Annotated in this window: 10 protein-coding genes and 1 pseudogene; 7 read left to right on the plus strand and 4 right to left on the minus strand. The window is 36.0% G+C overall.

Annotated features, from left to right (window positions below; all coding sequences use genetic code 11):
- Positions 1-299: 299 nt before the first annotated feature.
- The 3 genes from murJ to csaB are packed head-to-tail and all read right to left on the minus strand — an operon-like array spanning position 300 to position 4,162.
- The gene (gene murJ / locus BLR36_RS00005; protein ID WP_093059139.1) at positions 300-1,814 is read right to left on the minus strand and encodes a murein biosynthesis integral membrane protein MurJ; all 1,515 of its coding nucleotides are present in this window, start codon (positions 1,812-1,814) and stop codon (positions 300-302) included.
- Positions 1,815-1,871: 57 nt separating this feature from the next.
- Complete coding sequence (locus tag BLR36_RS00010) at positions 1,872-3,044, minus strand: glycosyltransferase family 4 protein (protein ID WP_093059141.1); 1,173 nt, start codon at positions 3,042-3,044, stop codon at positions 1,872-1,874.
- Positions 3,044-4,162, minus strand: a complete 1,119-nt coding sequence (gene csaB, locus BLR36_RS00015) for a polysaccharide pyruvyl transferase CsaB (protein WP_093059143.1) — start codon at positions 4,160-4,162, stop codon at positions 3,044-3,046. The genes BLR36_RS00010 and csaB overlap by 1 nt, the downstream gene beginning before the upstream one ends.
- Before the next feature lie 152 nt (positions 4,163-4,314).
- Here csaB and BLR36_RS00020 point away from each other — a divergent pair, with 152 nt between their 5' ends.
- The 5 genes and pseudogenes from BLR36_RS00020 to BLR36_RS00040 all read left to right on the plus strand — a co-directional run bounded on the left by BLR36_RS00020 (position 4,315) and on the right by BLR36_RS00040 (position 10,562).
- Entirely contained in the window at positions 4,315-5,037 is a 723-nt protein-coding gene (locus BLR36_RS00020; protein ID WP_093059145.1) for a WecB/TagA/CpsF family glycosyltransferase, read from the plus strand.
- Positions 5,038-5,070: 33 nt separating this feature from the next.
- Positions 5,071-6,345, plus strand: a complete 1,275-nt coding sequence (locus BLR36_RS00025; protein WP_093059147.1) for a nucleotide sugar dehydrogenase — start codon at positions 5,071-5,073, stop codon at positions 6,343-6,345.
- A gap of 251 nt (positions 6,346-6,596) precedes the next feature.
- A complete protein-coding gene (locus tag BLR36_RS00030; protein ID WP_093059149.1) occupies positions 6,597-9,479 on the plus strand; it encodes an S-layer homology domain-containing protein in 2,883 nt (960 codons plus the stop codon).
- Positions 9,480-9,817: 338 nt separating this feature from the next.
- Complete coding sequence (locus BLR36_RS00035) at positions 9,818-10,072, plus strand: hypothetical protein (protein ID WP_093059152.1); 255 nt, start codon at positions 9,818-9,820, stop codon at positions 10,070-10,072.
- A gap of 4 nt (positions 10,073-10,076) precedes the next feature.
- Positions 10,077-10,562, plus strand: a pseudogene (locus BLR36_RS00040) (JAB domain-containing protein).
- Between the two features lie 117 nt (positions 10,563-10,679).
- Here the strand turns inward: BLR36_RS00040 and BLR36_RS00045 are convergent.
- The gene (locus BLR36_RS00045) at positions 10,680-11,168 is read right to left on the minus strand and encodes a hypothetical protein (RefSeq protein ID WP_093059154.1); all 489 of its coding nucleotides are present in this window, start codon (positions 11,166-11,168) and stop codon (positions 10,680-10,682) included.
- A 1,155-nt stretch (positions 11,169-12,323) separates the two neighbouring features.
- On the opposite strand from BLR36_RS00045, the gene BLR36_RS00050 reads away from it, so the two are divergent.
- Positions 12,324-13,751 (plus strand): S-layer homology domain-containing protein, encoded by a 1,428-nt coding sequence (locus BLR36_RS00050; protein WP_093059156.1) that lies wholly within the window; start codon positions 12,324-12,326, stop codon positions 13,749-13,751.
- Positions 13,752-13,968: 217 nt separating this feature from the next.
- The gene (locus tag BLR36_RS00055) at positions 13,969-14,385 is read left to right on the plus strand and encodes a hypothetical protein (protein WP_093059158.1); all 417 of its coding nucleotides are present in this window, start codon (positions 13,969-13,971) and stop codon (positions 14,383-14,385) included.
- Positions 14,386-14,672 lie beyond the last annotated feature (287 nt).

The following is a 14,672-nucleotide window of genomic DNA, read 5'->3' on the forward strand; positions in this document are numbered from 1 at the left end:
CTTATCAAGATTATCCTATCACGCCCACCTCTCCATATAAAGTGGACAGAGAACAAGTTCTCTTTAGTTCGCAGTAATTAAATTCCACTCAATAATTCTAGGTACTTTGTTTACACATAATTCTTGACACTACCCTATAGACCGAGAGTATCCAATCCGACTCCGCGAGTAAATCCACCTCGACCGAGAGTAATCCCAATCCCTCCGAGAGTAAAATCCAAAAACGAAGCTTTTCGCCTGAGCAAAAAGCCATCCAACAAAAAGAGGGTCGTGACCACGGTCACGCCCTCTAAACAGTACTACCTCTTCACCATTTGTAGCAATCTCGTAAACCCACTGCGATATATCACTCGCAACAAAACCGCATAAGCGACAATCCCAACAGGAACCAAAATAGCTAACTGAATAAGCGAATACCAATCCTCCATAGGGATCAACATCTTGACTCCCCACACGATAACCCCCATCAAAACAGAAGGAACCACAACTCGAACGGACATACGCACAAAACGTTTAAACTCATCCATCCCTAAATCACGATAGACAACAATCATCGAAACTACAAAGTAATAAATACTCACAACGGAAGCAGCAATTGCAAGCGCTGGATAACCATACTTATCAACTAGTAACCAGTTCAGCAAAAAGTTAATAGCTATAGTCGTCACACTTATTCTGAACACGACCGCAGTTTTACCTCGCGCATACATCGATTTACTCAAAATCAGCTGCATTCCTTGGAATACAATAATAGGTAAATAATACAATAATGCTAAATACGTATTATGTGTATCCACAGAAGTGAACTTTCCGCGCTCATATATAAACGACAGAGCTGCTTCCCCGACGACCAATAATCCGATAGAAATTGGTAACAAGGTGATCAACGAAATCTCCATTCCCTTGAAAAAGGTTTGCTTAAATTTCGCTACATCATCAATTTGCTCACTCATTAACGTGAAAATAATTGCAGCAAGTGTCGTAGCATAAATGGCATTCGGAATACTTACTAATAATGATGCGTTATTCAAATAGGTAACAGCACCCGTTGCTAATCCTTCCCCAGATGCAAATGCCTTATTGACGAATAAATTCACTTGACCGACAACCGAGTTCAATAGCGATGGGACGATTAGAATAGCAAAAGCCTTCTTAAAATCCTTTTCCATCGAAAAGTTAGGACGCCATTTATAATCAGATCTACCTAAATAATAGATTTGTATAACAACACCAAGTCCTGTACCAGCTATAAATCCATATACTAATGAGTAAATGCCCATACTAGAGCTAAATAAAATCGCAAATATCGCAGCCATCAACGTACCCAATAGCTTCGCAAGCTGAGAAGGCACGAAAATACGACGAGATTGTAAATAAGAATCCAATAATCCGCTTAAAGCAATAATCGTCATAAATGCAAAGAATATTTGAGTCATCTCAACAGCAAATGGCTCAATTTCTGGCTTCATATTAAAATAAATAAACGGCACAAACTTAGGAGAGAAAAACCATCCTAAAATACTGACAATACCAAACCCAACCATTGTCCAGTTCAGCAATGCATTTGCATTACCATCAGAGGTATCCGTCCCAGCTTTTTTCCGTTTTATATACATCGGCAAAAATACATTATTAAATCCAGTGGATATCATTGCAACCACAAGCGTAATGAAACTAAACGCTAAAAAGTAACCATCTGTTTCATTTGATACACCAAATTCCTTCGCAACAATCGCTTCTCTTATAAAACCCGAAACCTTCACAAGCAATGCGATTGCGGTTGTCCAAATCGCTGCCTTTTTTAAACTGCTCATACCTTTATCTCCTATATCTAGAAAAGCTCCTTACATAGACTGCAAGGAGCTCTTACATTATTTATTTAACGCTTTTTTATAAACAGCCTCATATTTTTCAGCAGCTGCATAGTGTGAGTACTCAGCAATAATTTTAGCGCGAGCAGCATCTGCAAGCTTTTGACCTATCTCTTTATTTTCAAGTAAATAAATCATTGCATCCGATAGCTCTTCCACATTACGTTCAGCAACTAATAAGCCATCCTTTTCATGGTCAACAATTTCCTTCAAGCCGCCGACTGCACATGCAATCAGTGGAACTCCAGAACCCATCGCCTCTAACGCAGAAATAGAAGTTGCTTCCTCCACACCAGCACTATAAATAGAAGGGACTAGAACAACGTCACTTAATGCATAATACTCAATCATCTCTTTATGGTCAATAGCACCTAGCATGGTGATATTATTTTCAACGCCTAATTCTTTTGCTTTCGATTTGATTTCCTCAAACATCTCTCCAGTACCTGCAAATACAATACGTGCATTAGGGAACTTCTCTAATACTGGTGGGAAAGATAGAACAGGGTAAATCACGCCATTTTTTTTCGTTAACCGTCTTGGAACGAAGAATAATAGCTCGTCCTGGCTTAAATTATGCTTTGTACGGAACTCAGCACGACGCTCTACCTCAGGCTTGAAGGATTCCACGTCGATGAAGTTTTTAATCATAGTACCTTCCACGCCAGTTTCCTTTTTCACATAATCCTTAATACGAGTATCTACCGTAATAATAGCACGAGTTGCTTTATACATTTCACGTTCAGCCGTCATTAATGCTTCTGCTTGAGTGGAATCCTTATCGACAGAACCCTTCGAAATACTTTCAAATGTTAAATAACCGTGAACAGTACTAACTGTAGGAATATTTGATGTTAAAGCTGCTTCAGTCGCAAACACATCCTGCGCATTAATGATATCGTAATTTTTTGAAATACGTTCTTTCACAAGCTGTTCCAAAAAATCTTTTCTGCGTTTTAATGTCCATACGTATCCAGAACCTTTTTTCACTTTATTTAACAAAAAGGAAGGACCACGAGCGATGAAATCACGCTTCCATTTAGGAGTATCACTAAACGATATGATATCTACTGTGTGACCACGCTCCTCCAAACCCTTTTGAAGAGTAGCCATATGTGTAGAAAGTCCACCTAAATGAGGGTAGTCATAGGATGTAGCTAGTAGTATTTTCATTATTTAAGTCCTCCAAATTTCTCTTTTAATAAATAAACGTTTCGCTTTGCTTCTTGACGAAGTGCCTCTACATTAGGTTCCATCATTTGCTTCACTTCAACAGAATTATCTAATGAATAAAGAGCTGACTCAAGTAACTCTTCTCTATTAAACTCTTCCAAAGTGAATGAATGCTTCCACATCCCCGAACGTTTTAAGAAGCTTTCCACCTTGCGATCATAGCTAAGTCCAATATGCGGTACATTGCTTAGTGCGGAGAAAATTAGTGCATGCAAACGAAGTGCGATTGTTACATCTGCTTTACCGATAAATTGATAGAATTGGTTAGGAGTAAAATGATCACCTAGTAATTTAGTTTTGTCCCCATGCTCCATCTTTTCTATTATGCGTTTAGATACTTTTGTATCATACGGAGGCTCCATTGGTACGAACACTGGAGTAACACTACGCTGTTCGATTAATCGATCAAGTGTCCATGCTAGTTTTTCTATATATTCTTCTTCCTGCTCAAACCATGGTCTAGGTGCAACAGCAACGATTCTCTCAGAACCATCTAAGCCTAGTGAATCATAAGCAGAAGTATCCTCTGTTCCTTGGAACGCAAAAACAATATCAGCAGTAACAACAGTTTCAGGTCTCTTAACGCCTAATGAATGAAGATAGTCCTTAGAATACTGATCGCGAACTGTTACGAAATTCGCCATATTAGCAAAAACCTTCATAAGAATTTTACCCCAAGTAGAAGTAACGGGACCGATACCTTGTGAGAAGAACATAACCTTCGCCCCACATAGCTTAGCTAAAAATACAATTAACAAATAATAAGGGAGCGGCCCGAACAAGAACTTAGTAGGATACGTATCCTGTAGTAAGCCGCCTCCACCAGAGATAAGTAAATCTGCTTCACGAAGAGCTTTCACTTTTTGTTTGTTTTCATGTCTCCATCCACGATACACCGATTTAACCTTATGTTCTTGAGATGTTTTTTCGGGTGATAGGGAGAAAACCGTTATATCAGGGTTATCTAATTCACTCCGTAAGTTATCAACGATTGCTTTTAAAATGGCTTCATCGCCAGTATTTCCTAATCCATAAAAGCCGGAAAGTACAATTTTCAAAATAATTAATCCTCCTCATAACAAAAGCTTTCACGAGGCTGTGAAAGCATGATATGACCAAATTCTATCACTTGTGATGGAAGTTATGCAACTATACAAAGAATCTGCTATAATTATTAAGTTCAAAGTGAAAAAGAATTGAGGACTTACACATGAAAGAAACCTACTTAGGAGTAGATGTATCTCTACTTACATATGAAGGAATCATAAGTGATTTAGAAAATAGAATACAAAGGGAAGAACAGTCGACAATCATCGCTGTAAACCCAGAAAAAATTATTACAGCACAAAAGGACTCCGCGGTTAAAAAACTTATAAATAACGCAACCTATCAAATAGCAGATGGTGTTGGCGTTCTTTTGGCATCTAAACTTAAAGGCGGAAACCTAAAAAGTCGTGTCACAGGAGTAGACATGATGGCAACGTTGTTAGCCTTTGCTGCAAACAAACAGCATCCCGTGTACTTTTATGGTGCGAAAGAAGAAACGGTAAAGCTAGCAATTGAAAATATTCAAAAAGAGCACCCATCTATACCAGTAGCTGGGTATACAAATGGGTACGATAAAGATGAAGCGGCACTTGTAGAAAGAATTCAAGCAAGTGGAGCTAAAATTCTATTTGTTGCATTAGGAAGTCCGAAGCAGGAATTGTGGATTGAACGAAACATGGACAAACTTTCAAACGTCAAAGTATTTCAAGGAGTAGGTGGAAGCTTCGATGTATTCTCTGGAACAGTTAAGAGAGCACCGGCTATATTCCGCAAACTTGGACTGGAATGGCTGTACCGTTTAATATCAAGTCCATCAAGATTAAAAAGGCAGCTAAACTTGCCGATTTTTTTATTTAGAGTATTAAAGGAAAAGAACAACAAATAACTAGTATTTAAATAGAAGGAGAATGAATAAACGATGAAAAAAACAATTTGTGTAGTTGGATTAGGATATATTGGTTTACCGACGGCAGTCATGTTTTCAAATCATGGGCATATAGTACATGGTGTCGACGTGAATGCTAAAGCTGTAGAAAAATTACAAAACAAGCAATTACATATAGAAGAGGAAGGATTACAAGAACGTTTAAACAAAGCGATTGACTCCGGCAATCTTACTGTATCTACAACGGCTCAAAAAGCAGATGTGTTCATCATAGCTGTACCATCTCCGATTAAACCGGACAAAACAGCAGATCTTGAATACGTTCGTACGGCAACAGCATCGATTGTTCCATTTGTGGAAGCTGGCAACCTAGTAATTTTAGAATCTACAGTACCACCAAAAACAGTTGAACATGTAATGCTTCCTGAATTAGTAAAATCGGGACTAGCAATCGGGGATGAGCTATTTGTATCTCACTCTCCAGAACGAGTAATACCTGGTCGTGTTTTTGAAGAACTAGTTTCAAACGACCGTATTATCGGAGGGATCAACCCAAAATCGGCAACAATGACGACTGAACTATATAGCTCTTTTGTAAAAGGGAAGATGCATGAAACCGATGCAACAACTGCAGAGCTAGTAAAAGTAATGGAAAACACATACCGTGACGTTAATATCGCCTTTGCAAACGAGCTAGCAAAAATTGCTGGAAATATCGGTGTGAATATTTGGGAGGCCATCAAACTGGCGAACTACCACCCACGTGTGAATATTCATACACCAGGACCAGGTGTTGGTGGACACTGTATAGCAGTAGATCCATGGTTCCTAGTAGAGCTTGACCAACAAAATGCTCAAATTATTCACTTAGCTAGAAGCACAAATGATGGCATGCCAGCATATACTGCTCAGTTGGCCAAAGATGTATTGAAAGCAAAAGGAATCGAACAACCAAAAATTGCAGTGCTAGGTCTTGCCTTTAAAGGAAATATCGACGACATGCGTGAAAGTCCTTCAATGGAAGTAATTGAGCAATTGCATGAAAGAAATATCGATTATATTGCATTTGACCCACATATTAAAGAAAACAATTTAGAAAAACAAACGCAACAGCTTGAAGTTGCACTAGATAAGGCAGATGCGATATTAATCTTAACGGATCACCAAGTATTTAAAGACTTAGATCCAACTGTTTTAAAGGACCAAATGAACCATTCCATCATTATAGACACTAAAAACTGTATTAATAGAAGAACATGGGAAAAAGCTGGATATGAAGTTTTTGTTTTAGGAGATTCAAAGAATTAAAAAAAATTTCCACTAATTTTCAGGATGTAGTTGAAATTTAGGATACTTTTGGTAAAATAGGTAAAGAGTTTATATATATATATTGGTTAAACCCAAATTTCGCTAAAATAAACTATGAAATTAGTAACATTTAATTAAATTTCATAAATTTAGTAGCGCAACTAAGTTTTAACTGATATAATTTAAACTGTATCTATGAAATATCTCATAGAGTTATAAAATGATTGACAAATCAAGGAGGAATTCTACACATGGCTTACCAACCAAAGTCGTACAAAAAATTCGTTGCTACTGCAGCAACAGCTACTTTAGTAGCAACTGCAATTGCACCAACAGCACTAGCAGCATCTTTCACAGATGTAAGTTCTACTTACAAAACAGCAGTTGACTACTTAATTGCTAACGATATCGCAAAAGGTAAAACAGAAACTACTTTCGGAACAACTGCTACAATCACTCGTGGTGATGCAGCTGTAATGATCGCAAACGCGTTAAAACTTGACACTACTAAAGCTCCAGACGCTGGTTTCAAAGATGTTAATGCGCGTGTTGCTGGTGCAGTTAATGCATTAGTTGCAGCTAAAATTGTTTCTGGTAAAACAGCAACAACTTTCGCTCCAGATGCTAACATCACTCGTCAAGAAATGGCTAAAATCATTGCTAATGCATACGAATTAGAAGCTGGTACTACAAAGAACTCATTTGTAGACGTAAACAGTAACTGGGATGCATTCGTTGACGCTTTAGTTGCTAACAACATCACTTTAGGTAAAACAGCAACTACTTTTGCTTCAACAGCTGCTGTAACTCGTGGAGAATTCGCTCTATTTGTTTACCGTTCAGAAACACTTGTACCTGCAACTCCTGAAGTTGTATCAGTAAGTGCGAATACTGCTAAAAGCTTAAAAGTAGAGTTCAAAGGTGCTGTTGATACTACTAAAGCACAGTTTGCAGTTAAAAAAGGTAGTATTACAGCAAATGTAGCTAAAGTAACTTTTGCGGATGATAAAAAATCAGCTACTCTTGAACTTTCTAGTAAACTAACTGCTGGTGACTACACAGTAACAGTAACTGGTTTAACTGAACAAGCATTAGTTAAAACTGCTAAAGTTGAAAACGAAAAAGTTGCTAAGTTAGATGTTTTATCTGAAAATGCAGTTATTTCTGCTACGGATCCTAAAATTGTAACTACTACTTATAAAGTATTAAACCAATATGGTGAAGATATCACTAAAACTGCTACAAACTTAACAGTTACTTCTAATGTAACTGGAACTACAGTAGCAACTCCTGCAAATGGTCTAGTTACAATTACAACAACTGGTGCTGATTTTAAAACTGGAGATAAAATTTCATTAAGTATTCTTGATTCTGCAACATCTACTTTTACTTCTAAAGTTTTAACTGTTTCAAATAAAGCTACAGTTTCAGATGTTACTATTTCTGGACTTTATAATGCTGATGCAACTGCTGCACTTACAACAGACGCAACTGCAACTGATTTCCACCTTCTTGTTAATGCTAATGATCAATATGGAAATAAAATTCCATTTGGTAGCATTGCAGGAGATGTAATTGTTACGACTTCTGATGCTTCAGTAATTGATGTTAAAGGTGGAGTTGCTACTCCAACTTTTGAATCAGTAACTATTGATGGGAAAACACAAACAGTTCTTGAACTTAAAGCACCAGCTGGTGGTTTAAAAGCTGGTAAAGCTACAGTTTCAATTATCTCTAAAACAACTGGTAAAGTAGCTCAGTATGTAGTAGATGTAAAAGAGGGCGTAAAAGCTGATGCAGTTTCTTTATCTGCTCCTGAATTAGCAGTTGCTTTAGAAGATACTGTCATTCCATTCTCAGTATTTGGTGTAGACGGTGCAGCAATCACTAAAACCTCGGTATTGAATGGTCCTAAAGGAGTTACGGTTTCTGATAACGATGCAAATGCTACAGTAGCATTTGTTAATGACACACAAACTGGTAACGCTAAATTAGTATTAACTGATACAGGTGGTACAGCTCGTAAAGTAATCGTTACTGCAACATCATCAAATGGTAAAGTAGCAACTCTTGTAGTTGATGTAAAAGCAGCTGCTGACGCAAAAGTAGTTACAGCTACAAAAGATATCGTTACTGATTTAGCTGTTGGTGGTACTTTTGCATTAACTGCAGATAGTTTAGTAGTAAAAGACCAATATGGTCGTGACTTTGATTTGGCTAGTAATCTTTCAGCTACAGCAGCTGGTGTTGCTAATGCAGGAAAATACTTAGTGAAAGTTGCAAAAACTGATGTCGCTGACGATAAAATCACAGTAACTGGTTCTGTTATTGCTTCTGATGCTGCTACTTCAACTATTACTGGGGCTAAAAAAGGTTCAGAAAGTATTGTTGTAACACTTCAAAAAGTTAATGCAGCAGGAACTGCAGTTGACGTAGATTCAAGTGAACTTGAAGTTAATGTTAAAGTTGTAGCTAAATCTGATATCGTTTCTTACGAAGTTAAAGATGTTGCTCCAATTTATGACGAAGCAGGTGCTGGAGCTGAAGGTTATACACGTGACCTAGTGGTATATGGTGTGTTGGCTGACGGTAAAAAAGTTGTTGTACCAGCATCTTATTATACTGTACAAACTTCAACTGGATTAACTTATAGTGCTGGAAAACTAGACGTTTTACGTGCTGATGATGTTGTTCAAGGTACTAATAATACAGAAGCAAGCTTAAATGTAAAAGTAATTGTTGATGCAACCAATGGTCCAGTAATATTGGATAAAGCAGTAAAAGTTACTAAAGCGGCTCCTGTAGCTGAAACAATTGATTTGAAAACTGCTGCAGGTATTACTGTTGACGGTAATGTATTAACTGGCGCTATTGCAGATGTTACAGCATCTGCTGATTTAAAAGCTGTATTAGAAATAACTGACCAATACGGACAAGATATTTCTGCTACATCTACAATTCTACTAACAGCTACAAACTTTGTTAATGCAGATAATGATGCTACTGTTCCTACAGTTTCTTCTGGTAATGGTACTGCTACATTAACATTTGGTGGAGTTGAAGCTGGGGATAGCTTTAATCTAACTTATGTAGTAGATGGAAAAGTGAAAACTGTAAAGGTTATTGCTGAATAATTATTAATTGATAGATTAATATTATTTTGAAGCCCTCAATCGATAAATATCGATTGAGGGTTTTTTAAAATATTGTCTTTGTCTTTCTAATACAACTGAGGGAATAAATAATACACGATATAAAATGTTCTAAAACATTTCTGACAATTCTATTCTTCTGAATTGAATAATTGAATGAGAGAGAGCCTTGTAGAGAGAAATCTCTGCCGGGGTTTTCTTTTTAGTAGATACCGAATCAAATAGGAAAATAAACTTATATTATTAATTTGAATAAGCTTAATAAATGCCCTAATTCCTTCCGAGGAATTAGGGCTATTTCTATTGAAGGAGGAAAGTCTGTGTATAAGTATGAAGGACAAAGAGTAGGGCGGGTTGAACTATTAAGAGTGAAAGAAGGTGCATTAGAGAGATTACCAGCGAAGCGTGTGAATATCGTTTCATTAAAAGTCGTCAAAGAAACAAGTTTTTTGTACAAGGATCGTCATGTCCGTTCTCCAAGAGATAGCTACGAGATCATTCGCACCTTCCTAGAAGATGCTGATAGAGAAATGTTTGTCGCAATGGCTTGGTTTCTACACAAAGTGACCTGCTAAACGGGTGGATATCGTGTCACTTAGATTGGTGAAGGAAACGAGTTTGTTGTACACGGAGCGTTCTGTGCGAAGTCCAGGAGATGGCTACAAGTTGTTCAAACAATTTCTAGGTGGATTAAATAGAGAGTAATTTGTCGTAATGTGTTTGTATGTGAAAAATCAACCAACGGCTATTAATGTCTGTCACATTGGTAGTTTGGATGCGAGTATTTTACATCCAAGAGAAGTAATGAAAACGGCAATTATGTCTAACTCAGCTTCAATAATAGTGGCTCACAATCAACCTATTGGCAGAACGGAACCAAGCCAAGAAGATATTGAAGTAACAAAACGATTGGTAGAGGCAGGCAAAATTATAGGAATTGAGTTGATTGAACATTTATTAATTGGAGATGATAATCACCAATATATTTCACTTTTTTTGGCACACGTTCTGCACTCGTCTGGTGAAAAAATCTCTGCGAGTCTTTCCTTTTTAGTAGTTAACTGAATCAAATAGAGGTTCAAGCATATATAATTATCTTGAATACAAAAATTAAGCCCTAATTCCTTCCGAGGAGTTAGGGCTATTTCTATTTGAAGAGGGATCATTGTGAACCATTTTAAATTACTGTGACTGTGATTCATTAGCAATATCACTTAATTCATAAGTCATTAAATAAACACCATTAAGTATTTTTTCAATTTGCTTCAAGTTTTTTTCTACTTCATCATAATTATTTTCTTCTATATTCTTGTAGAACAAAAGGCTCTCACGGCATATACGCTCTGTTTCAGAATAGATACTTCTATATTTTTCATGAAGCTCTTTATATTTTTCGGGAACATCATTAGTATCATAATCTCTAAATTCATCAACACGTCTTTGAATATCTATAACAATTATACGCCCCTGTCTAATCCAATCCTCCGAACCCTCTGTTTCTGGTAATCTTGACATATGCTCTGAATATTTAGAAAAAAGGTTCCCTATTAATTCCTCTTGGCGAAGAGTATATTCCTCATATTCTTCTATTGATTCTTGATTGAATACAAAACTGCTGCAACCAGTGCCTATAAGTATCGATAATAATACCAAACACATTAATCGTTTCATCTCTTCTCCTCATTTCCTTTTACTGATTATTAAAAATCGATATGTTTGGATAGATTTTGATTAGAATACTCCAAAATAATTACTTAAACTTGGTTGTCTCCTTCAAAAAGTAAATTCTCGAAAAATTACGATTAAATCAACCAAATTTGTAGTGTAATTTCTCTATTGATTGTGAACGGTATGTTTATTCTAGACAGGATCAAGTGGATACATGCGGTGGAATGAAAAAAATGGAAAAAGAAAGGCATGACAAAAAACTTTTTTCTGAAGGCTTTTAAAAATTTATTATGATGTTAAGCTACTTTTTTTGTAGTTATGATAAAGACTGTTTAACACAGGTGTTGCTTCTAGTTTTGTATCGCAGCTTTTGTTAGAAGATACACAGGTGAAGAAAATGGTATCATACCTTCGATACCTTGATTTGATCGGTTCGTGTTGTAATAGTCTTTTATAGATTCATTAAGTATTTTATGTAAGTGCAATTGGTTTAGTGGTAAGATTTGATCTAATAATTCAATAATTCGCGTCTAATCGTACCAATTACTCATACTACATACGAATTTGCGGCTGGTCCACTTCTACCATAACCACAGCCCCCATAAAAATAAGTTAATATGTAAGGTTATGCACGTTGTATTGGAAATAGTACATTCCGTCTCAAAGAAATGAACTATCGAGTGATATATACAATTAAAGATATTAGTCATCGAAAGATATAATAGTAAAGTTTAAAACTATGTTCCAATGGTAGAACCACTGAAAGTCAGAGGTATTTTAATTTCCAAAGCGAATAGGAAACTAGTACCTATTGGATCTAACCATTTGACATAAGTAACTTATAATTCAAGAAACTTTCATACTCGTAGTATTAATAGTGACATATTTAATTTATTGTACAAAAGAATGGAAGAGTATAAACAGGGAAATTGATAATCGGCAAGATATTGCTGTATTTGATAAATTCTTAGCGATACTGAGAAAAAATTGAATAACCATATAAAAAGATTCGAAGATGCTAAAGAACAATATGGTTTACTATCAGATGAAATGTTGCGCAGCATAAGCTAGCGTTATTTTTTATGTCAAAAAACCTAACCCAATGACAAACTAATCTGATAGTATTGTACTTGTATATATTTTAGGAGGTATAATTAATTGGATAAAAATAGGTTGAAAATAGTTATTACGTTTTTTTTAATTTTTTCTTTGTTAAATATCTTTAAAGATAATTCTACAGAAGCAGCAACTAAATCCTTTACAGATGTACCAACAAGTCATGTAAACTATAAAGCTATTACAAACTTAGTAGAACGTGGTGTAATTAATGGTTTCTCTGATGGTACATTTAAACCAACAAAACAAGTAACAAGAGCAGAATTTGCGGCATTTGTCGCAAGAGCTTTAAATCTTCCAACCGCAACAAGCAAATTTAAAGATGTACCCAAATCAGCAGAACTATATGACGGAGTAAGCAAAGCCTACAAAGCAGGAACTATCAAAGGTTTCTCTGATGGGACATTCAAACCGAATGTTGCAGTTAATCGTCAAGAAATGGCAGTTATGATAGACAGAGCAATGCAATTAAAAGGTTCTTATACAAAAACGAAAACTCTTGATTTTAGCGATACATCGAAAGTGGGAGCATATGCAAAAACATCAGTTCAACGCATGTATTACTACAACGTTATGACGGCGTATAGTGGCAAGAACTTTGCTGGTACAAATATCGGTACAAGAGCAGAAACAGCTAAGGTTATCTACAATATGTTGACGGTTATTGAGGGGGGAACTGTAACTGCTCCTAAACCACCTGTTACGAATAAATCTTATAAAGATATGACGTTAGCGGAGTTGAAACAAGCTTATCCTCAACACAATCATGTGATTGTACAACGTGAGTGGAAGACCGAAGCGAAGATTGTTGTAGAAGATATGATGGAAGAATATTATTTAGATTTACGTAAACGCTTTGCTGAAGATGGAAAAGATGCTTTTCACCGCACACCAGATGAATGGTTTGCACTAAAATTACCTGGTTATATTAAAAGTTATGCAGGTAATTATATTGATTATCCAATGCGTGAAGTTATTGCGTATAACGGGAAATCATATAAGGATTCTACTTTTATGGATTCAGACTTTGCCTATTTAAACTCTTCTATTTATAACCAAATGCCTTCTCAGCCAACACAAACAGGTAAATTTTTAATTGATATTCACCGATATGACAATGATTTTGTAGCTTACCGAAATACGGATGTGAAATGGGATACACTAGCTCAAAACCCTGTAGTAGTGGGAGATGATTACTTTGTAGACCTATATGGTGCATTACAATACGGAACAGGTATAACAATGGCAAAAGGTGGTTTAGAAATTGCTTATGACGGTCAGAAAATTATCTTAACAAATGGAAGTAAATCAGCAATTGTAAATGGCAAAACAGTAACGTTAAGTAAAGCAATCGAAGTGAAAAACGGTCGTGCGTATGGTTTAGTTAGTGAAATCGTAGAAAAAATTGGATTGTACACAAAAGCAATTCCTAAATTTAAACGAATTGAGATTACTAACTTTCTACGATGATTTTAAAAAGAAATTTAAATCTGACATAGAAAACGATTTTATTGCTTATTGTTATTTGTTAGTACGAACTCAACTGTTTATGTAGACGGTGGAGTTGACAATACTGGAAATACACAATCATTATTCATTGGTATAGTATATATTCCAGCAGCAAGCACTGAAGCACTGACAGTTACTTCTTTATTTAGAACAGTATATTTATGAAGGGGAATATAAAATGCGAAAAGCCTATCTAATTAATACGAATCGAACGAATCGCCCAGAGGGAGAAGACGAACAAGATATGTTACTTAATGCGAAGTTCGCTGCCTATTTTTCTCCATGGAAAGAGAAAATTGATCATGTTCAACCTAATGATCTTGTTTTTCTTTATAGCAATGGTAAAGGAATAATTGCTAGAGGAATAGCAACAGGAGTAGTTGAGATTAGCGACTATTGTAATGATGAAGGATTGCATGAAGATGAGCAGCATTATATGCATTTAATTCATTTCGAAAGAATGAAAGAGCCGATGCAAGCTTCCTTAATCAATAAAGTTGTAGGGTACAGCGTAGTATATGGACAAACTATGGTTTCAATGGAGTATGTACATGGGCTTTCAGTTTGGCAATCAATTACAAAAAATCATCTTTAAATAGTTGAAAAATTTTCTAATGTTGATTGTAAGTGTGATCGTTGCAACGCACATTTAATTGATCAATTAGGATTTGATGATCATTAGAGTGAATTTGAATTAGGCAAAGATATCGATAAAATGATGGAATCTTTTGTTCCAGTAAAGATTCAGATACTACCATTTCTAAAGGAGCATAAACCGATGAAAAAACTGAGTACCAGTTTGATGACTCTGGTGCTGGTAATGTCACTGGCAGCCTGTGAGTCAGGTGATAACAAGGAGAATAAAATAAATTGTCCCTGATT

This window comes from Psychrobacillus sp. OK028 (assembly GCF_900103605.1).
Lineage (GTDB): Bacteria > Bacillota > Bacilli > Bacillales_A > Planococcaceae > Psychrobacillus.

What these genes read in the sequence shown, in the direction of transcription:
- BLR36_RS00055 (WP_093059158.1), top strand. Translation starts at nt 13,969, where the DNA reads ATGCGAAAAGCCTATCTAATTAATACGAATCGAACGAATCGCCCAGAG.
- murJ (WP_093059139.1), bottom strand. Translation starts at nt 1,814, where the DNA reads ATGAGCAGTTTAAAAAAGGCAGCGATTTGGACAACCGCAATCGCATTG.
- BLR36_RS00025 (WP_093059147.1), top strand. Translation starts at nt 5,071, where the DNA reads ATGAAAAAAACAATTTGTGTAGTTGGATTAGGATATATTGGTTTACCG.
- BLR36_RS00010 (WP_093059141.1), bottom strand. Translation starts at nt 3,044, where the DNA reads ATGAAAATACTACTAGCTACATCCTATGACTACCCTCATTTAGGTGGA.
- BLR36_RS00020 (WP_093059145.1), top strand. Translation starts at nt 4,315, where the DNA reads ATGAAAGAAACCTACTTAGGAGTAGATGTATCTCTACTTACATATGAA.
- BLR36_RS00030 (WP_093059149.1), top strand. Translation starts at nt 6,597, where the DNA reads ATGGCTTACCAACCAAAGTCGTACAAAAAATTCGTTGCTACTGCAGCA.
- BLR36_RS00045 (WP_093059154.1), bottom strand. Translation starts at nt 11,168, where the DNA reads ATGAAACGATTAATGTGTTTGGTATTATTATCGATACTTATAGGCACT.